The sequence below is a fragment of the Pseudomonas sp. 14P_5.3_Bac1 genome (genome assembly GCF_025466135.1).
GTDB lineage: Bacteria > Pseudomonadota > Gammaproteobacteria > Pseudomonadales > Pseudomonadaceae > Aquipseudomonas.
On record NZ_JANLOF010000066.1, the window covers coordinates 1 to 19490 of the forward strand.

The following is a 19490-nucleotide window of genomic DNA, read 5'->3' on the forward strand; positions in this document are numbered from 1 at the left end:
GCCCAGGTGTAAAGGCTCGCGATGCGCGTCAACGATAATGTGTGCTTTCTTGGTAGGCGCAGCCTCCAGTCTTCCCGCTACCTCCGGGCTATGGGCGCTAAATCCCGGCCTTTCTATGCAATGGCCTTACGCATGGCTATCATGCGTGCCTCATTGTGAGGCGATACTTGCATGCTGACGTTGTTAGAACTTCTGAAAGATGGCCGATTCCATTCCGGAGAAGCGCTGGGTGCCGCCCTGGGTGTCAGCCGCAGTGCTGTTTGGAAGCAGCTCCAGCACCTTGAGGCAGAGCTGAATTTGCCCATTCATAAAATTCGCGGCAAGGGGTATCAACTGGCTTCGCCACTGGTGTTCCTGAGCAAAGAAGAAATTGCAGTGAATGCCGCTTCTTTGGCATGGCCCGTTCACATCTCTGACTCTATCGACTCCACTAATGCTGAAGCTTTGCGTCTTGTCGACGCCGGCGTTGCTGCGCCATTTCTAGTGCTTGCTGAGCAGCAGACGGCCGGCAGGGGGAGGCGAGGTCGCACGTGGGTTAGTCCATTCGCTCAGAATGTCTACTACAGCCTTGTATTGCGCATCGAGGGTGGGCTGCGGCAGCTGGAGGGTCTTAGCCTTGTAGTGGGATTGGCGGTCATGCAGGCGCTGCGTGATTCAGGTGTACAGGGCGCGGCACTGAAGTGGCCAAACGACGTCCTCGTAGGGCGCAAGAAAATTGCCGGCATCTTGCTTGAGTTAGTGGGTGACCCTGCAGACATCTGCCACGTGGTTCTCGGGATAGGCATTAACGTGAACATGCAGCAGGCTGCTGAGGTAGATCAGCAGTGGACCTCGGTGCAATTGGAAACATGCTCGCCTGTCGATCGTAATTACCTGGTTGCACGGCTAAGTCTACAGCTGCAAAGTCACCTGGAGCGCCACAAGGCCTTTGGCTTTACTGCGTTGCAGGAGGAGTGGGAGCGAAATCATTTGTGGCAGGGTAGGGCTGTGACTCTCATTGCGGGCGTCAATCAGATTGATGGGGTTGTGCTGGGGATTGATCACCAGGGCGCGCTGCGTCTGAACGTCGATGGTGTCGAGAAAATATATAGCGGTGGTGAGTTAAGCCTGAGGCTGCGCGATGATTCTTGAGCTCGACTGTGGAAATAGCTTTATTAAGTGGCGGGTACTCGAGGCGCAGAGCGCTGGCGCCTGCGCAGAGGGTGTTGTTGGTTCAGATCTCGCATTAATAGAAAGTCTGACCGCCATTCCGGGTCTGCTGCTGACACGATGCCGTCTGGTGAGTGTTCGTGCTTCAGAGGAAACTGGAAAGTTGGTTGAAACATTGCAGGAGGCTTTTGGTGTCACAGTGTCTTGCGCTGCCTCAGCGAGAGAAATGGCGGGAGTGCGCAACGGTTATGAAGAATACGAGCGCCTCGGTCTTGATCGCTGGTTGGCAATGCTTGGCGGTTTCAAGTTAGCGCCGGGTGCTTGCTTGGTGCTCGACTTCGGTACCGCAGCGACAGCGGACTTTATCGCTGCTGATGGTGAGCATCTAGGAGGCTTTATATGCCCTGGAATGCCTCTGATGCGCAGTCAGTTGCGAACACACACCCGCAAGATCCGCTACGACGATGCTGCGGCTGAGCAGGCTATGGAGCGTCTTTCCCCAGGTCGAACCACTGTGGAGGCCGTTGAGCGTGGCTGCGCCCTCATGCTTCGAGGGTTTGTATTGACCCAGCTTGAGTTGGCTCGGCGTTATTGGGAGGATGATTTCACAGTCTTCCTGACGGGTGGGGATGCTGACCTGGTCTCGGATGCCGTACCGCAGGCTCGTTTTGTACCGGATCTCGTTTTTGTGGGGCTGGCGATGGCGTGCCCTTTGTCCTGAGGTTTTTTATGCGTTGGCTGTTTTTGCTCTTGCTCGTTCTCAATGCCTTCTATTACATCTGGCATCAACAAGAGGCGCCGTTGCGCGCCAAGGACGTTACGCCTCTGAGCCTCTATCGCGGCTCTCAGCAAGACATCCGGCTATTGAGTGAATCTTCTGATTCGGTTGTCCGCCGTGATCGGGCAAACGCCCCTGAGCCACAAAATACATGCTTATACATAGGCGGCTTTGCTGATCAGCGACAAGCGCAGTTGCTTGAGCAGCGTCTGATGAGTCTGGATATAAAGGTCAAGGTGCAACTGCTCAATGTGCCGGGCACTACCGGCTATTGGCTCCGTGTGTCCCCTGAAAGCAGGCGACTGGCCGATGATCTGCCCTTTGAAAACCTTGCTAAGGAATTCAATGAGTTAAAACATAAAATAATGTTGTGCGAAGGCGTTGCAACTGTCGAATAGTTTGCATAGAATGGCGCCCGCTTCGCAGTGAAGACCTTTACGGTCTACAGCGTGAAGCGAAGGTCAACGCAGCTAACCTCATATTTTTAATGAGAAAATGCTTGACAGAAGGCCGGCGTGATGTAGAATGCCGGCTCGCTTAGGAGGGGTTCCCGAGCGGCCAAAGGGATCAGACTGTAAATCTGACGTCTACGACTTCGAAGGTTCGAATCCTTCCCCCTCCACCATTTTTAGCGTGAGCTGCAAGCTCCGCGGGTATAGTTTAGTGGTAGAACCTCAGCCTTCCAAGCTGATGATGCGGGTTCGATTCCCGCTACCCGCTCCAAGTTTGCAGGTTGTGCACGGTGTTTTGCTCTTGTAGCTCAGTTGGTAGAGCACACCCTTGGTAAGGGTGAGGTCAGCGGTTCAAATCCGCTCAAGAGCTCCATATAACAAGGCAGATATGAAAATATCTGCCTTTGTTTTAACAGCTACCTCGGCTTGATGGTGTTTTGCCTGGCTTTGATGTTGGGTGGTTTCAAGTCTCTTGGGGTTGGTTGTTGTAAAGTCTTTTTCAGGCCTGCATAATGGTCGGCCTGATTTTGTTTTAGGTCAGTAGCTCAATTGGCAGAGCGACGGTCTCCAAAACCGTAGGTTGGGGGTTCGATTCCCTCCTGACCTGCCAGATTCACGTGGTGTGTCTGGCTTTCTTTTCACAGGATCTTCATAGATGACTCCTAAGGCTGAAGCTCAAAGCTCTCGTTTCGATCTGGTCAAGTGGCTTGCTGTAGTCGCATTGGTGGTCGTAGGCGTTGTTGGCAATCAGTACTATTCTGCTTCGCCGATCCTGTACCGCGTACTTGCTTTGCTTGCCCTTGCTGCTGTAGCTGCCTTTGTAGGCCTGCAGACTGCCAAAGGCAAGTCTTTCGCAGTCCTGGTAAAGGAAGCTCGCACAGAAATCCGTAAAGTCGTTTGGCCGACTCGCCAAGAAACCACGCAGACCACGTTGATTGTTGTGGCTGTTGTTCTGGTTATGGCGTTGCTGTTGTGGGGGCTTGATTCCCTGCTCGGCTGGCTTGTTTCCTTGATTGTTGGCTAAGGGTGTCCCGTGGCTAAGCGTTGGTACGTTGTGCATGCTTACTCGGGTTACGAGAAGCATGTCATGCGCTCTTTGCTAGAGCGCGTAAAGCTGGCAGGCATGGAAGATGGCTTCGGCGAAATTCTGGTTCCCACTGAAGAAGTGGTTGAAATGCGGAATGGCCAAAAGCGTAAAAGCGAACGCAAGTTCTTCCCTGGCTACGTGCTGGTTCAGATGGACATGAATGAAGGTACTTGGCACTTGGTCAAGGACACTCCTCGTGTCATGGGTTTCATCGGCGGTACTGCTGATAAGCCTGCTCCGATCACTGACAAAGAGGCGGAAGCGATTCTGCGTCGTGTTGCTGACGGCAGCGACAAACCTAAGCCGAAGACGTTGTTCGAGCCGGGTGAGGTTGTTCGTGTCACAGATGGTCCGTTTGCTGATTTCAATGGCACCGTCGAAGAAGTTAACTACGAAAAGAGCCGGATCCAAGTGGCAGTGCTCATTTTCGGTCGTTCTACTCCGGTAGAGCTGGAGTTCAGCCAGGTCGAAAAGGTCTAGCTGAGCAAGCATCCCAACCCCGCAGCCCTAGGCTGTGGGGTTTTGTCGTCACTGGGATAAACGCGCAAGTAACCGGGGAGCCTTTCGAGGCGTTTGAACCCGTAATTGGAGTGCCTCATGGCCAAGAAGATTACCGCTTACATCAAGCTGCAAGTGAAGGCCGCTCAGGCCAACCCAAGTCCACCTGTCGGCCCAGCTCTGGGTCAGCACGGCGTGAACATCATGGAATTCTGCAAGGCCTTCAACGCCCGTACTCAGGGTCTTGAGCCAGGTCTGCCGACTCCAGTGATCATCACTGTATACAGCGACCGTAGCTTCACTTTCGAAACCAAGTCGACCCCGGCTTCGGTTTTGCTGAAGAAGGCTGCAGGTCTGACTAGCGGTTCCGCTCGTCCTAACACCGTTAAGGTTGGCACCGTAACTCGTGCTCAGCTGGAAGAAATCGCGAAAACCAAAAACGCGGATCTGACTGCAGCTGATATGGATGCAGCCGTGCGTACCATCGCCGGTTCTGCTCGTAGCATGGGCCTTAACGTGGAGGGTGTGTAATGGCTAAGCTGACCAAGCGCCAAAAGGCTATCGCCGGCAAAATCGAAGCAGGCAAGGCCTACAACTTTGTAGACGCTGCTGCCCTGCTGACCGAGCTGTCGACTGTCAAGTTCAGCGAGTCCGTTGACGTTGCTGTAAACCTGGGTGTTGACCCACGTAAATCCGACCAGGTCGTTCGTAGCGCTACTGTGCTGCCACACGGTACTGGCAAGACTGTACGTGTTGCTGTCTTCACCCAAGGCCCGGCAGCTGAAGCTGCTCTGGCCGCCGGCGCTGATCGCGTTGGCATGGACGACCTGGCTGCCGAAATGAAAGGCGGCGACCTGAACTACGACGTAGTTATTGCCTCCCCGGATGCAATGCGAGTTGTAGGTCAGTTGGGTCAGATCCTCGGTCCACGTGGTCTGATGCCTAACCCTAAAGTCGGCACCGTAACGCCAGACGTAGCTACCGCGGTTAAAAACGCCAAGGCTGGTCAGGTTCGTTATCGCACCGACAAAAACGGCATCATTCACACCTCCGTTGGCAAAGTCGGCTTCGATGCCGTCAAGCTGAAGGAAAACGTTGAAGCCCTGATCGCTGATCTGAAGCGTATCAAGCCAGCTTCCTCGAAAGGTATCTACGTCAAGCGCGTTACCCTGAGCACCACTATGGGCCCAGGTCTGGTCATCGACCAAGGCTCGCTGGACGTATAAGACACAAGTTGGCGCGAGAGATCGCGCTGATTGAAAAAATTGGGGTCCCTGCCTGGCGGGGGCTATCCAAGACCGTAGGCGGCGCAAGTCTTAAACCACAAGCCTACGCAGATGGTGCTCCCGGTTCCTTACCGAATCAGACACCAAAACGACATCCGGCTTCGGCCAGATGAAACGGTAACAAGCAGGAGTTAAACCCGTGGCAATTAATCTCGAAGACAAGAAGGCCATCGTCGCTGAAGTCAACGAGGCTGCCAAAGCTGCTCTGTCCGCTGTCGTGGCTGATGCCCGTGGTGTGACAGTAGGCGCTATGACCGGACTCCGTAAAGAGGCTCGTGAAGCTGGCGTATACGTACGTGTTGTACGTAACACCCTGCTCAAGCGCGCTGTTGCTGACACTGAATACAGTGTTCTCAACGACGTGTTCACCGGCCCGACTCTGATCGCGTTCTCCAAAGAACATCCAGGCGCTGCTGCCCGTTTGTTCAAAGAATTCGCCAAGAGTCAGGATAAGTTCGAGATCAAGGCAGCTGCGTTCGAGGGCAAGTTCCTCGCAGCTAACCAAATCGACGTACTGGCAACACTGCCGACCCGTAACGAAGCTATTTCGCAGCTGATGAGCGTGATTCAAGGCGCTACCAGCAAGCTGGCTCGTACTCTGGCTGCAGTTCGCGAGCAAAAAGAAGCTGCCGCAGCCTAAGGCTGAGCACCTCCTTTCGCGTATTTTTGTTTATTTCGATGGCCGCGTAGGCCGTCCCCCAATTCAGGAAATACAGTAATGTCTATCTCCCAAGAAGATATCCTCAACGCCGTAGCTGAAATGTCGGTTCTGCAGGTTGTTGAGCTGATCAAAGCTTTCGAAGAAAAATTCGGCGTTTCCGCTGCCGCTGCTTCCGCTGGCCCAGCTGTTGCTGCTGTTGCTGCTGAAGAGCAAACCGAATTCAACGTCATGCTGCTGGAAGCTGGCGAGAAGAAAGTAAACGTGATCAAGGCAGTTCGTGAACTGACCGGTCTGGGCCTGAAAGAAGCCAAGGCTGTAGTTGACGGCGCTCCTGCCCAGGTTCTGGAAGCAGTGTCCAAAGACGCCGCTGACAAAGCCAAAGCAGTGCTGGAAGAAGCAGGCGCTAAAGTCGAGCTGAAGTAAGCATCGACCTTGCGTCTCCAGCCCAAGCGTTAAGCTGAAGGCTGATGGCTGGTGGCTCTTGCCACCGGCCTTTTTCCGTTCTTGGCTGTCGACTCGGTCGCCGCCACTAACGCGCTGTAGCCACCCGATGCGGTGGTGCAAACCATGGGGTTTGCGAGATTTTCTGGCTGCTCCCGTCGGGAGGGGCCAAACAAGCAGGTGACCAAGCTGGGGAACGCTGATGGCTTACTCATATACTGAGAAAAAACGTATCCGCAAGGACTTTAGCAAGTTGCCGGACGTCATGGATGTCCCGTACCTTCTGGCTATCCAGCTGGATTCGTATCGTGAATTCTTGCAAGCGGGAGCGACTAAAGATCAGTTCCGCGACGTGGGCCTGCATGCGGCCTTCAAATCCGTTTTCCCGATCATCAGCTACTCCGGCAATGCTGCGCTGGAGTACGTCGGTTATCGCCTGGGCGAACCGGCATTTGATGTCAAAGAATGCGTGTTGCGCGGTGTTACGTACGCCGTACCTTTGCGGGTAAAAGTCCGTCTGATCATTTTCGACAAAGAATCGTCGAACAAAGCGATCAAGGACATCAAAGAGCAAGAAGTCTACATGGGCGAAATCCCATTGATGACTGAAAACGGTACCTTCGTTATCAACGGTACCGAGCGCGTTATCGTTTCCCAGCTGCACCGTTCCCCGGGCGTGTTCTTCGACCACGACCGCGGCAAGACGCACAGCTCCGGTAAGCTCCTGTACTCCGCGCGGATCATTCCGTACCGCGGTTCGTGGTTGGACTTCGAGTTCGACCCGAAAGACTGCGTGTTCGTGCGTATCGACCGTCGTCGCAAGCTGCCGGCCTCGGTACTGCTGCGCGCGCTCGGCTATACCACCGAGCAGGTGCTGGATGCCTTCTACACCACCAACGTGTTCAGCCTGAAGGATGAAACCCTCAGCCTGGAACTGATTGCTTCGCGTCTGCGTGGTGAAATTGCTGTCCTGGATATCCAGGATGAAAACGGCAAGGTCATCGTTGAAGCCGGCCGCCGTATTACTGCGCGCCACATCAACCAGATCGAAAAAGCCGGTATCAAGTCGCTGGACGTGCCTTTGGACTACGTCCTGGGTCGCACCACCGCCAAGGTCATCGTTCACCCGGCGACAGGCGAAATCCTGGCTGAGTGCAACACCGAGCTGAACACCGAGATCCTGGCGAAAATCGCCAAGGCCCAGGTTGTTCGCATCGAGACTCTGTACACCAACGACATCGACTGCGGTCCGTTCATCTCTGACACACTGAAGATCGACTCCACCAGCAACCAATTGGAAGCGCTGGTCGAGATCTATCGCATGATGCGTCCTGGTGAGCCACCAACCAAAGACGCTGCCGAGACCCTGTTCAACAACCTGTTCTTCAGCCCTGAGCGCTATGACCTGTCTGCGGTCGGCCGGATGAAGTTCAACCGTCGTATCGGTCGTACCGAGATCGAAGGTTCGGGCGTGTTGTGCAAGGAAGACATCGTCGCGGTACTGAAGACTCTGGTCGACATCCGTAACGGTAAAGGCATCGTCGATGACATCGACCACCTGGGTAACCGTCGTGTTCGCTGCGTAGGCGAAATGGCCGAGAACCAGTTCCGCGTTGGCCTGGTACGTGTAGAACGTGCGGTCAAAGAGCGTCTGTCGATGGCTGAAAGCGAAGGCCTGATGCCGCAAGACCTGATCAACGCCAAGCCAGTGGCTGCGGCGGTGAAAGAGTTCTTCGGTTCCAGCCAGCTCTCGCAGTTCATGGACCAGAACAACCCGCTCTCCGAGATCACCCACAAGCGCCGTGTTTCCGCACTGGGCCCGGGCGGTCTGACCCGTGAGCGTGCAGGCTTTGAAGTTCGTGACGTTCACCCGACGCACTACGGTCGTGTTTGCCCGATCGAAACGCCGGAAGGTCCGAACATCGGTCTGATCAACTCCCTGGCTGCTTATGCGCGCACTAACCAGTACGGCTTCCTCGAGAGCCCGTACCGCGTAGTGAAAGACGCTCTGGTCACCGACGAGATCGTGTTCCTGTCCGCTATCGAAGAAGCTGATCACGTGATCGCTCAGGCTTCGGCCACGATGAACGACAAGAAAGTCCTGATCGACGAGCTGGTAGCTGTTCGTCACTTGAACGAGTTCACCGTTAAGGCGCCGGAAGACGTCACCTTGATGGACGTTTCGCCCAAGCAGGTAGTTTCTGTTGCAGCGTCGCTGATCCCGTTCCTGGAACACGATGACGCCAACCGTGCGTTGATGGGTTCCAACATGCAGCGTCAAGCTGTACCGACTCTGCGTGCTGACAAGCCGCTGGTAGGTACCGGCATGGAGCGTAACGTAGCGCGTGACTCCGGCGTTTGCGTCGTGGCTCGTCGTGGCGGCGTGATCGACTCTGTTGATGCCAGCCGTATCGTGGTTCGTGTTGCCGATGACGAAGTTGAAACTGGCGAAGCCGGTGTCGACATCTACAACCTGACCAAATACACCCGCTCGAACCAGAACACCTGCATTAACCAGCGTCCGCTGGTGAGCAAGGGTGATCGCGTTCAGCGTAGCGACATCATGGCCGACGGCCCGTCCACCGACATGGGTGAGCTGGCACTGGGTCAGAACATGCGCATCGCGTTCATGGCATGGAACGGCTTCAACTTCGAAGACTCCATCTGCCTGTCCGAGCGTGTTGTTCAAGAAGACCGCTTCACCACGATCCACATCCAGGAACTGACCTGTGTGGCACGTGACACCAAGCTTGGGCCTGAAGAAATCACTGCAGATATCCCGAACGTGGGTGAAGCTGCACTGAACAAGCTGGACGAAGCCGGTATCGTTTACGTAGGTGCTGAAGTTGGCGCAGGCGACATCCTGGTCGGTAAGGTCACTCCGAAAGGCGAGACCCAACTGACGCCGGAAGAGAAGTTGTTGCGTGCCATCTTCGGTGAAAAAGCCAGCGACGTTAAAGACACTTCCCTGCGCGTACCTACCGGTACCAAGGGTACTGTCATCGACGTACAGGTCTTCACCCGTGACGGCGTTGAGCGTGATGCTCGTGCACTGTCCATCGAGAAGACTCAACTCGACGAGATCCGCAAGGACCTGAACGAAGAGTTCCGTATCGTTGAAGGCGCGACCTTCGAACGTCTGCGTTCCGCTCTGGTAGGCCACAAGGCCGAAGGCGGCGCAGGTCTGAAGAAAGGTCAGGACATCACCGATGAAATCCTCGACGGTCTTGAGCACGGCCAGTGGTTCAAACTGCGCATGGCTGAAGATGCTCTGAACGAGCAGCTCGAGAAGGCCCAGGCCTACATCGTTGATCGTCGCCGTCTGCTGGACGACAAGTTCGAAGACAAGAAGCGCAAACTGCAGCAAGGCGATGACCTGGCTCCAGGCGTGCTGAAAATCGTCAAGGTTTACCTGGCAATCCGTCGCCGCATCCAGCCGGGCGACAAGATGGCCGGTCGTCACGGTAACAAAGGTGTGGTCTCCGTGATCATGCCGGTTGAAGACATGCCGCACGATGCCAATGGCACCCCGGTCGACGTCGTCCTCAACCCGTTGGGCGTACCTTCGCGTATGAACGTTGGTCAGATCCTTGAAACCCACCTGGGCCTCGCGGCCAAAGGTCTGGGCGAGAAGATCAACCGTATGATCGAAGAGCAGCGCAAGGTCGCAGACCTGCGTAAGTTCCTGCACGAGATCTACAACGAGATCGGCGGTCGCAACGAAGAGCTGGACACCTTCTCCGACCAGGAAATCCTGGATCTGGCGAAGAACCTGCGCGGCGGCGTTCCAATGGCTACCCCGGTGTTCGACGGTGCCAAGGAAAGCGAAATCAAGGCCATGCTGAAACTGGCAGACCTGCCAGAAAGCGGCCAGATGCAGTTGTTCGACGGCCGTACCGGCAACAAGTTTGAGCGCCCGGTTACTGTTGGCTACATGTACATGCTGAAGCTGAACCACTTGGTAGACGACAAGATGCACGCTCGTTCTACCGGTTCGTACAGCCTGGTTACCCAGCAGCCGCTGGGTGGTAAGGCTCAGTTCGGTGGTCAGCGTTTCGGGGAGATGGAGGTCTGGGCACTGGAAGCATACGGTGCTGCTTACACTCTGCAAGAAATGCTCACAGTGAAGTCGGACGATGTGAACGGTCGGACCAAGATGTACAAAAACATCGTGGACGGCGATCACCGTATGGAGCCGGGCATGCCCGAGTCCTTCAACGTGTTGATCAAAGAAATTCGTTCCCTCGGCATCGATATCGATCTGGAAACCGAATAACACGTGACGCGAATCGAGAGCGGGGCTGTTTAGCCCGCTCTCTGCTCCGCCAGGAGGAAAGGCCTTGAAAGACCTACTGAATTTGCTGAAAAACCAGGGTCAAGTCGAAGAGTTCGACGCCATCCGTATTGGATTGGCATCGCCTGAGATGATCCGTTCGTGGTCGTTCGGTGAAGTTAAAAAGCCGGAAACCATCAACTACCGTACGTTCAAACCTGAGCGTGACGGCCTGTTCTGCGCCAAGATCTTTGGCCCGGTAAAGGATTACGAGTGCCTGTGCGGTAAGTACAAGCGCTTGAAGCACCGCGGTGTGATCTGCGAGAAGTGCGGCGTTGAAGTCGCGCTGGCCAAAGTTCGTCGTGAGCGCATGGCGCACATCGAACTGGCTTCGCCGGTTGCCCACATCTGGTTCCTGAAATCGCTGCCGTCCCGTATCGGCTTGCTGATGGACATGACCCTGCGTGATATCGAACGCGTTCTCTACTTCGAGAGCTATGTCGTTATCGATCCAGGCATGACCACCCTTGAAAAAGGTCAGCTGCTGAACGACGAGCAGTACTTCGAAGCGCTGGAAGAGTTCGGCGACGATTTCGATGCCCGCATGGGTGCCGAAGCTGTCCGTGAACTGCTGCACGCTATCGATCTGGAGCACGAGATTGGCCGTCTGCGTGAAGAAATTCCGCAAACCAACTCCGAAACCAAAATCAAGAAACTGTCCAAGCGTCTGAAGTTGATGGAAGCCTTCCAGGGTTCCGGCAACTTGCCAGAGTGGATGGTGCTGACCGTTCTGCCGGTTCTGCCGCCAGACCTGCGTCCGCTGGTACCGTTGGATGGCGGTCGCTTCGCGACTTCCGACCTCAACGACCTGTACCGCCGTGTGATCAACCGTAACAACCGCTTGAAGCGTCTGCTCGATCTGTCCGCTCCGGACATCATCGTGCGCAACGAAAAGCGTATGTTGCAAGAAGCTGTCGATGCCTTGCTCGACAACGGTCGTCGTGGCCGCGCTATCACCGGTTCGAACAAGCGTCCTCTGAAATCCCTGGCTGACATGATCAAGGGTAAGCAAGGTCGTTTCCGTCAGAACTTGCTCGGTAAGCGTGTTGACTACTCCGGTCGTTCGGTAATTACCGTAGGCCCGACCCTGCGTCTGCACCAGTGCGGTCTGCCTAAGAAGATGGCACTTGAGCTGTTCAAGCCATTCATCTTCGGCAAGCTGGAAATGCGCGGTCTCGCGACCACCATCAAAGCGGCCAAGAAAATGGTCGAGCGCGAACTGCCAGAGGTTTGGGACGTTCTCGCTGAAGTGATTCGCGAACACCCGGTTCTCCTCAACCGTGCACCGACCCTTCACCGTCTGGGTATCCAGGCGTTTGAACCGGTACTGATCGAAGGTAAGGCTATCCAGCTGCACCCTCTGGTCTGTGCTGCGTACAACGCCGACTTCGACGGCGACCAAATGGCCGTGCACGTACCGCTGACACTGGAAGCTCAGTTGGAAGCGCGTGCGTTGATGATGTCGACCAACAACATTCTGTCGCCAGCCAACGGTGAGCCAATCATCGTTCCGTCGCAGGACGTTGTATTGGGTCTGTACTACATGACCCGTGAAGCGATCAACGCCAAAGGCGAAGGTCGTGTGTTCGCTGACCTGCAAGAAGTTGACCGTGTGTTCCGTGCCGGCGAAGCCGCACTGCACGCCAAGGTCAAAGTGCGCATCAACGAAACCGTCAACGACCGTGACGGCGGCAGCGTGACCAACACCCGTATCGTCGACACCACTGTCGGCCGTGCGCTGTTGTATCAAGTTGTGCCAAAAGGTCTGTCGTATGACGTCGTCAACCTGCCGATGAAGAAAAAGGCGATCTCCAAGCTGATCAACCAGTGCTACCGCGTGGTTGGTTTGAAAGAGACCGTGATCTTCGCTGACCAGTTGATGTACACCGGTTTTGCTTACTCGACTATTTCCGGCGTTTCCATCGGTGTTAACGACTTCGTTATCCCGGATGAAAAAGCTCAGATCATCGGTGCTGCTACCGATGAAGTGAAAGAAATCGAGAGCCAGTACGCCTCCGGCCTGGTAACCCAGGGCGAGAAGTACAACAAAGTGATCGACCTTTGGTCCAAGGCCAACGACGAAGTGTCGAAGGCGATGATGGCTAACCTCTCGAAAGAGAAGGTTATCGACCGTCATGGCGTAGAAGTCGATCAAGAGTCGTTCAACTCGATGTACATGATGGCCGACTCGGGCGCACGGGGTTCTGCTGCGCAGATCCGTCAGCTCGCCGGTATGCGTGGCCTGATGGCCAAGCCGGACGGTTCCATCATCGAGACGCCGATCACTGCGAACTTCCGTGAAGGTTTGAGCGTACTTCAGTACTTCATCTCCACTCACGGTGCTCGTAAGGGTCTTGCGGATACCGCGTTGAAAACCGCTAACTCCGGTTACCTGACGCGTCGTCTGGTAGACGTTGCACAAGACTTGGTTGTGACTGAAGTTGACTGCGGCACCGAACACGGTCTACTGATGACTCCGCACATCGAAGGCGGCGACGTTGTAGAGCCGTTGGGTGAGCGCGTACTGGGTCGAGTAATCGCCCGTGACGTATTCAAGCCAGGTACCGAGGAAATTATCGTTCCTGCCGGCACCCTGGTAGACGAGAAGTGGGTCGAGTTCATCGAACTCAACAGCATCGACGAAGTGATTGTTCGCTCGCCGATCAGCTGCGAAACCCGCTACGGCATTTGTGCCAAGTGCTACGGCCGTGACTTGGCTCGTGGTCACCAGGTGAACATCGGTGAAGCGGTCGGCGTTATCGCTGCCCAGTCCATCGGTGAGCCGGGTACCCAGCTGACCATGCGTACGTTCCACATTGGTGGTGCGGCAAGCCGGACCTCCGCAGCCGACAGCGTTCAGGTGAAGAATGGCGGTACCGTCCGTCTGCACAACCTGAAACACGTTGAGCGAGTGGATGGCCACCTGGTTGCTGTGTCCCGTTCCGGTGAGCTGGCAATCGCTGATGACTACGGTCGTGAGCGTGAGCGTTACAAGCTGCCGTACGGTGCTGTGATCTCGGTTAAAGAAGGTGACAAGGTCGACGCTGGCGCAATCGTGGCCAAGTGGGATCCGCACACTCACCCAATCGTTACCGAAATGAAAGGTACCGTGACCTACGTGGGCATGGAAGAAGGCATCACGATCAAGCGTCAGACTGACGAATTGACCGGTATGACCAACATTGAAGTACTCGACGCCAAAGACCGTCCAGCTGCAGGCAAAGATATCCGTCCTGCTGTGAAGATGGTTGATGACAACGGCAAGGACTTGTTGCTGCCAGGTACTGACGTAATCGCTCAGTACTTCCTGCCAGCCAACGCCCTGGTCGGTGTAGCGGATGGTGCGAAGATCGCGATCGGTGATGTTATCGCGCGTATCCCGCAAGAAACTTCGAAGACCCGTGACATCACCGGTGGTCTGCCGCGTGTTGCCGACTTGTTCGAAGCTCGTCGTCCGAAAGAAGCGTCGATTCTGGCTGAAGTCAGCGGCACCATCGCGTTCGGTAAAGAGACCAAGGGCAAGCGCCGTCTGGTCATTACCCCGAACGACGGTAGCGATCCGTATGAAGAGCTGATTCCGAAGTGGCGTCACCTGAACGTCTTCGAAGGCGAACAGGTAAACCGCGGCGAAGTTATCTCCGACGGTCCGAGCGATCCACACGACATCCTGCGTCTGCTGGGTGTGAGTGCGCTGGCCAAGTACATCGTTAACGAGATCCAGGACGTTTACCGTCTGCAAGGCGTGAAGATCAACGATAAGCACATCGAGACCATCCTGCGTCAGATGCTGCGTAAAGTTGAAATCGCTGAATCCGGCGATTCCAGTTTCATCAAGGGCGACCAGATGGAACTGACTCACGTACTGGTAGAAAACGAACGTCTGGGCGCGGAAGACAAATTTGTCTCCAAGTTCACTCGTGTGTTGCTGGGTATCACCAAGGCGTCGTTGTCCACTGAGTCGTTCATCTCGGCGGCCTCCTTCCAGGAGACCACTCGTGTACTGACCGAAGCAGCGGTAACCGGCAAGCGCGATTACCTGCGCGGCCTGAAAGAGAACGTGGTCGTGGGTCGTTTGATCCCGGCAGGTACCGGTTTGGCTTACCACAGCGAGCGCAAGCGCCGCCGTGATGCTGACAAACCGCTGCGCGTAAGCGCCAGTGAAGTGGAAGCTGCACTGACCGAAGCGCTGAACTCAAGCGGTAACTGAGTTCTGCGGTAAATAAGTCTGGGCCCTGGCAGCCCCATTCGTCGGATCGAGGCAATTTTGCCCCGGTTCGATGAGAGGGGAGGTCGGGGCCTTGCCTTGACTGGGGACAAGATCCTCTTTAGACTCTTGTACCCCTAAATTTGGCGGGAATTCGTTCCTGCCATTTTGCTTTTCTTGCAAGACAATAGCGTCGCAAGACAACAGTGGAGCTAGTAGATGGCAACTATCAACCAGCTGGTACGTCAGCCGCGTAAGCGTATCGTCGAGAAATCCGACGTACCTGCGCTGCAGAACTGCCCGCAACGTCGTGGCGTATGCACTCGCGTGTATACCACTACGCCGAAAAAACCTAACTCGGCACTGCGTAAAGTATGCCGTGTGCGCCTGACCAACGGTTTCGAGGTTTCCTCGTACATCGGCGGTGAAGGCCACAACCTGCAAGAGCACAGCGTGGTACTGATCCGCGGCGGTCGTGTAAAAGACTTGCCAGGTGTTCGTTACCACACCGTACGCGGCTCCTTGGATACTTCCGGCGTTAAAGGTCGTAACCAGGGTCGTTCGAAGTACGGTACCAAGAAGCCTAAGTAGTAGCGGCTTTTTGTAAAACTGAATCATCTTATTTTCTGAGTCGATAAGAGTAAGGTCGGAGGCGTCCCGAAAGGGCACTGATTCCGAGCGAACCTGAAGACCGTTTGAGGGCTTATCCATGCCAAGAAGACGCGTAGCAGCCAAGCGCGAAGTGCTTGACGATCCAAAATACGGAAGCCAAATTCTGGCCAAGTTCATGAACCACGTGATGGAAAGCGGCAAGAAAGCCGTTGCCGAGCGTATCGTTTATGGCGCGCTGGAAAAGGTTAAAGAACGCAAGAACAGCGACCCCCTGGAAATCTTCGAGAAAGCTCTCGACGCCATCGCTCCGCTGGTCGAAGTGAAGTCGCGCCGTGTAGGCGGTGCTACTTACCAGGTTCCGGTCGAAGTTCGTCCGTCCCGTCGTAACGCTCTGGCAATGCGCTGGTTGGTAGACTTCGCCCGTAAGCGCGGCGAGAAGTCTATGGCTCTGCGTTTGGCTGGCGAACTGTTGGACGCTGCTGAAGGTAAAGGTGCTGCTGTTAAGAAGCGTGAAGACGTGCACCGTATGGCTGAAGCTAACAAAGCTTTCTCGCACTACCGCTTCTAATCTTAGCTTCACTAATTTTGCGAGGGCTTTATGGCTCGTACTACTCCGATTAGCCGCTACCGTAACATCGGTATCGTTGCTCACGTGGATGCTGGTAAAACCACCACCACCGAGCGCGTACTGTTTTACACCGGCAAAAGTCACAAAATGGGCGAGGTGCATGACGGCGCCGCGACCACAGACTGGATGGTTCAGGAGCAGGAGCGTGGTATTACCATTACTTCTGCTGCTATTACCGCCTTCTGGAAAGGTTCCGAGAAGCAGTACAAAGACGAGCACCGCTTCAACGTAATCGATACCCCAGGCCACGTAGACTTCACCATTGAAGTTGAGCGTTCCCTGCGTGTACTCGACGGCGCTGTCGTTGTGTTCTGCGGTACCTCGGGTGTTGAGCCTCAGTCGGAAACCGTATGGCGTCAAGCCAACAAATATGGCGTTCCTCGTCTTGTTTACGTAAACAAGATGGACCGTGCTGGTGCTAACTTCCTGCGCGTGATCGGTCAGATCAAGCAGCGTCTGGGTCATACTCCGGTGCCAATCCAATTGGCTATCGGTTCCGAAGACAACTTCCAGGGTCAGATCGACCTGATCAACATGGAAGCTGTTTACTGGAATGATTCCGACAAAGGTATGGTTCCTGTTCGTAAGCCTATCCCTGCAGAACTGCAGGAGCTGGCTGACGAGTGGCGCAACAACATGGTTGAGGCTGCTGCCGAAGCCAGCGAAGAGCTGATGAACAAGTACCTCGAAGGTGAAGAACTCACCAACGCGGAAATCAAGGCCGCTCTGCGTCAGCGTACTATCGCTGGTGAGATCGTCTTGGCTGTTTGCGGTTCTTCGTTCAAGAACAAGGGCGTTCCCCTGGTTCTCGATGCTGTGATCGACTACCTGCCTGCTCCAACCGACATTCCTGCTATCAAGGGTACCAACCCTGATAACGAGGAAGAGGAAATGGAGCGTCATGCAGACGACAGCGAGCCGTTCTCGGCCCTGGCGTTCAAGATCGCTACCGACCCATTCGTGGGTACCTTGACCTTCGTCCGCGTTTACTCGGGCGTGTTGGCATCCGGCGACGGCGTGATCAACTCGGTTAAAGGTAAGAAAGAGCGCGTGGGTCGTATGGTGCAAATGCACGCAAACGCCCGTGAAGAGATCAAGGAAGTGCGCGCTGGTGACATCGCGGCCCTGATCGGCATGAAGGACGTCACCACGGGTGAGACTTTGTGCGACGCTGCTAAGCCAATCATCCTGGTTCGCATGGACTTCCCGGAGCCGGTTATTTCGGTTGCCGTAGAGCCTAAGACCAAGGATGACCAGGAAAAAATGGGTATCGCTCTGGGCAAGCTTGCTCAGGAAGATCCATCTTTCCGCGTCAAGACTGATGAAGAGACTGGTCAAACGATCATCTCCGGCATGGGCGAGCTGCACCTGGACATCCTGGTTGACCGGATGCGCCGTGAGTTCAACGTCGAAGCCAACATCGGTAAGCCTCAGGTTTCCTATCGTGAGCGCATCACGAAGAACTGTGAAATCGAAGGCAAGTTCGTTCGTCAGTCCGGCGGTCGTGGTCAGTTCGGTCACTGCTGGATCCGTTTTGCTCCTGCTGACGAAGGTCAGGAAGGTCTGCAATTCGTGAACGAAGTAGTTGGTGGTGTTGTTCCTAAGGAATACATCCCGGCTATCCAGAAGGGTATCGAAGAGCAGATGAAGAACGGTGTTGTTGCCGGCTATCCGCTGATCGGCCTGAAAGCAACCGTTTTTGACGGTTCTTACCACGACGTCGACTCCAACGAGATGGCGTTTAAGGTGGCTGCTTCCATGGCAACCAAGCAACTGGCCCAGAAGGGCGGTGGTGAGTTGCTTGAGCCAATCATGGCGGTAGAAGTTGTTACACCTGAAGACTATATGGGTGATGTCATGGGCGACCTTAACCGTCGTCGCGGCATGATCTTGGGTATGGAAGACACGGTTTCCGGCAAAGTGATTCGCGCCGAGGTTCCGTTGGGTGAGATGTTCGGTTATGCGACCGACGTTCGCTCCATGTCTCAGGGTCGCGCAAGCTACTCTATGGAATTCAAAAAATACAACACAGCTCCGGCGCACATCGCTGAAACTGTATCCAAAAAACAAGGCTGATTCAGTCCTTTAGGCAAGGAGTTAATTGTCGTGGCTAAAGAAAAATTTGATCGTTCCCTACCGCACGTCAACGTTGGCACCATCGGTCACGTTGACCACGGTAAAACCACTCTGACTGCTGCTCTGACTCGCGTTTGCTCCGAAGTATTCGGTTCCGCAATCGTTGATTTCGATAAAATCGACAGCGCACCAGAAGAGAAAGCTCGTGGTATCACCATCAACACCGCGCACGTTGAATACAACTCGCTGATCCGTCACTACGCTCACGTTGACTGCCCAGGTCACGCTGACTATGTGAAGAACATGATCACCGGTGCTGCCCAGATGGACGGCGCAATCCTGGTTTGCTCGGCCGCTGATGGTCCGATGCCACAAACCCGTGAGCACATCCTGCTGTCCCGTCAGGTAGGCGTTCCGTACATCGTGGTTTACCTGAACAAGGCTGACCTGGTAGACGACGCTGAGCTGCTGGAACTGGTTGAGATGGAAGTGCGCGATCTGCTGAGCACTTACGACTTCCCAGGCGACGACACTCCGATCATCATCGGTTCTGCTCGTATGGCTCTGGAAGGCAAAGACGATAACGAAATGGGCACCACGTCCGTTCGTAAACTGGTTGAAACTCTGGACAGCTACATCCCAGATCCAGTTCGTGTTATCGACAAGCCGTTCCTGATGCCAATCGAAGACGTATTCTCGATCTCCGGTCGCGGCACTGTTGTAACTGGTCGTATCGAGCGCGGTATCGTTAAGGTTCAAGATCCACTGGAAATCGTTGGTCTGCGTGACACTACCGTCACCACCTGCACCGGTGTTGAAATGTTCCGTAAGCTGCTCGACGAAGGTCGTGCTGGCGAGAACTGCGGCGTTCTGCTGCGTGGTACCAAGCGTGACGACGTTGAGCGTGGCCAGGTTCTGGTTAAACCAGGTTCGGTTAAGCCGCACACCAAGTTCGAAGCTGAAGTGTACGTGCTGAGCAAAGAAGAAGGCGGTCGCCACACTCCGTTCTTCAAAGGCTACCGTCCACAGTTCTACTTCCGTACTACTGACGTGACTGGTAACTGCGAACTGCCGGAAGGCGTTGAAATGGTTATGCCAGGCGACAACATCAAAATGGTTGTTACCCTGATCAAAACCATCGCAATGGAAGACGGTCTGCGCTTCGCTATCCGTGAAGGCGGCCGTACCGTTGGTGCTGGCGTTGTAGCTAAAATCATCGAGTAATTATCTCTTCTGAGATAGCCTTGATGTTTTGAAGAGGCCCCCGCTCAGCGGGGGCCTTTTT

The 19490-nt window shown here is 55.0% G+C and carries 15 protein-coding genes and 4 tRNA genes; all 19 read left to right on the forward strand.

Annotated features, from left to right (window positions below):
• The first annotated feature begins 171 nt into the window (after positions 1 to 171).
• A complete protein-coding gene (gene birA, locus NTD89_RS17280) occupies positions 172 to 1131 on the forward strand; it encodes a bifunctional biotin--[acetyl-CoA-carboxylase] ligase/biotin operon repressor BirA (RefSeq protein WP_262208778.1) in 960 nt (319 codons plus the stop codon).
• The gene (locus NTD89_RS17285; RefSeq protein WP_262208780.1) at positions 1121 to 1870 is read left to right on the forward strand and encodes a pantothenate kinase; all 750 of its coding nucleotides are present in this window, start codon (positions 1121 to 1123) and stop codon (positions 1868 to 1870) included. Before birA ends, NTD89_RS17285 begins: the two co-directional genes overlap by 11 nt.
• 8 nt (positions 1871 to 1878) lie before the next feature.
• The gene (locus NTD89_RS17290; protein ID WP_145162701.1) at positions 1879 to 2325 is read left to right on the forward strand and encodes a hypothetical protein; all 447 of its coding nucleotides are present in this window, start codon (positions 1879 to 1881) and stop codon (positions 2323 to 2325) included.
• 142 nt (positions 2326 to 2467) lie between these two features.
• Positions 2468 to 2552, forward strand: a tRNA-Tyr gene (locus tag NTD89_RS17295).
• Between the two features lie 24 nt (positions 2553 to 2576).
• Positions 2577 to 2650, forward strand: a tRNA-Gly gene (locus NTD89_RS17300).
• Between the two features lie 26 nt (positions 2651 to 2676).
• Positions 2677 to 2752 (forward strand) — tRNA-Thr (locus NTD89_RS17305).
• A 161-nt stretch (positions 2753 to 2913) separates the two neighbouring features.
• Positions 2914 to 2989: transfer RNA gene (locus NTD89_RS17310), tRNA-Trp, on the forward strand.
• A gap of 45 nt (positions 2990 to 3034) precedes the next feature.
• Positions 3035 to 3403, forward strand: a complete 369-nt coding sequence (gene secE / locus NTD89_RS17315) for a preprotein translocase subunit SecE (protein ID WP_003194658.1) — start codon at positions 3035 to 3037, stop codon at positions 3401 to 3403.
• A 9-nt stretch (positions 3404 to 3412) separates the two neighbouring features.
• Positions 3413 to 3946, forward strand: a complete 534-nt coding sequence (nusG, locus tag NTD89_RS17320; protein WP_003176436.1) for a transcription termination/antitermination protein NusG — start codon at positions 3413 to 3415, stop codon at positions 3944 to 3946.
• A 117-nt stretch (positions 3947 to 4063) separates the two neighbouring features.
• Positions 4064 to 4495, forward strand: coding sequence for a 50S ribosomal protein L11 (gene rplK / locus NTD89_RS17325; RefSeq protein ID WP_003176435.1), 432 nt, complete (start codon positions 4064 to 4066; stop codon positions 4493 to 4495).
• On the forward strand, positions 4495 to 5190 hold the full coding sequence (gene rplA, locus NTD89_RS17330; protein ID WP_003232403.1) for a 50S ribosomal protein L1: 696 nt from the start codon (positions 4495 to 4497) through the stop codon (positions 5188 to 5190). The genes rplK and rplA overlap by 1 nt, the downstream gene beginning before the upstream one ends.
• Before the next feature lie 199 nt (positions 5191 to 5389).
• Positions 5390 to 5890 (forward strand): 50S ribosomal protein L10, encoded by a 501-nt coding sequence (gene rplJ / locus NTD89_RS17335; protein WP_010174464.1) that lies wholly within the window; start codon positions 5390 to 5392, stop codon positions 5888 to 5890.
• A 78-nt stretch (positions 5891 to 5968) separates the two neighbouring features.
• The gene (gene rplL / locus NTD89_RS17340) at positions 5969 to 6334 is read left to right on the forward strand and encodes a 50S ribosomal protein L7/L12 (protein ID WP_010566858.1); all 366 of its coding nucleotides are present in this window, start codon (positions 5969 to 5971) and stop codon (positions 6332 to 6334) included.
• Positions 6335 to 6554: 220 nt separating this feature from the next.
• The gene (gene rpoB / locus NTD89_RS17345; RefSeq protein WP_053258275.1) at positions 6555 to 10628 is read left to right on the forward strand and encodes a DNA-directed RNA polymerase subunit beta; all 4074 of its coding nucleotides are present in this window, start codon (positions 6555 to 6557) and stop codon (positions 10626 to 10628) included.
• Between the two features lie 64 nt (positions 10629 to 10692).
• Entirely contained in the window at positions 10693 to 14892 is a 4200-nt protein-coding gene (rpoC, locus tag NTD89_RS17350; RefSeq protein ID WP_015886137.1) for a DNA-directed RNA polymerase subunit beta', read from the forward strand.
• Between the two features lie 216 nt (positions 14893 to 15108).
• The gene (rpsL, locus tag NTD89_RS17355; RefSeq protein WP_002555494.1) at positions 15109 to 15480 is read left to right on the forward strand and encodes a 30S ribosomal protein S12; all 372 of its coding nucleotides are present in this window, start codon (positions 15109 to 15111) and stop codon (positions 15478 to 15480) included.
• Between the two features lie 118 nt (positions 15481 to 15598).
• Entirely contained in the window at positions 15599 to 16069 is a 471-nt protein-coding gene (gene rpsG / locus NTD89_RS17360; protein WP_002555493.1) for a 30S ribosomal protein S7, read from the forward strand.
• 30 nt (positions 16070 to 16099) lie between these two features.
• On the forward strand, positions 16100 to 18205 hold the full coding sequence (gene fusA / locus NTD89_RS17365) for an elongation factor G (RefSeq protein WP_106580215.1): 2106 nt from the start codon (positions 16100 to 16102) through the stop codon (positions 18203 to 18205).
• A 30-nt stretch (positions 18206 to 18235) separates the two neighbouring features.
• Entirely contained in the window at positions 18236 to 19429 is a 1194-nt protein-coding gene (gene tuf / locus NTD89_RS17370) for an elongation factor Tu (protein ID WP_003176426.1), read from the forward strand.
• Positions 19430 to 19490: the final 61 nt, after the last annotated feature.

What these genes read in the sequence shown, in the direction of transcription:
- birA (WP_262208778.1), top strand. Translation starts at nt 172, where the DNA reads ATGCTGACGTTGTTAGAACTTCTGAAAGATGGCCGATTCCATTCCGGA.
- NTD89_RS17285 (WP_262208780.1), top strand. Translation starts at nt 1,121, where the DNA reads ATGATTCTTGAGCTCGACTGTGGAAATAGCTTTATTAAGTGGCGGGTA.
- NTD89_RS17290 (WP_145162701.1), top strand. Translation starts at nt 1,879, where the DNA reads ATGCGTTGGCTGTTTTTGCTCTTGCTCGTTCTCAATGCCTTCTATTAC.
- secE (WP_003194658.1), top strand. Translation starts at nt 3,035, where the DNA reads ATGACTCCTAAGGCTGAAGCTCAAAGCTCTCGTTTCGATCTGGTCAAG.
- rplK (WP_003176435.1), top strand. Translation starts at nt 4,064, where the DNA reads ATGGCCAAGAAGATTACCGCTTACATCAAGCTGCAAGTGAAGGCCGCT.
- rplA (WP_003232403.1), top strand. Translation starts at nt 4,495, where the DNA reads ATGGCTAAGCTGACCAAGCGCCAAAAGGCTATCGCCGGCAAAATCGAA.
- rplL (WP_010566858.1), top strand. Translation starts at nt 5,969, where the DNA reads ATGTCTATCTCCCAAGAAGATATCCTCAACGCCGTAGCTGAAATGTCG.
- rpoB (WP_053258275.1), top strand. Translation starts at nt 6,555, where the DNA reads ATGGCTTACTCATATACTGAGAAAAAACGTATCCGCAAGGACTTTAGC.
- rpsL (WP_002555494.1), top strand. Translation starts at nt 15,109, where the DNA reads ATGGCAACTATCAACCAGCTGGTACGTCAGCCGCGTAAGCGTATCGTC.
- rpsG (WP_002555493.1), top strand. Translation starts at nt 15,599, where the DNA reads ATGCCAAGAAGACGCGTAGCAGCCAAGCGCGAAGTGCTTGACGATCCA.
- fusA (WP_106580215.1), top strand. Translation starts at nt 16,100, where the DNA reads ATGGCTCGTACTACTCCGATTAGCCGCTACCGTAACATCGGTATCGTT.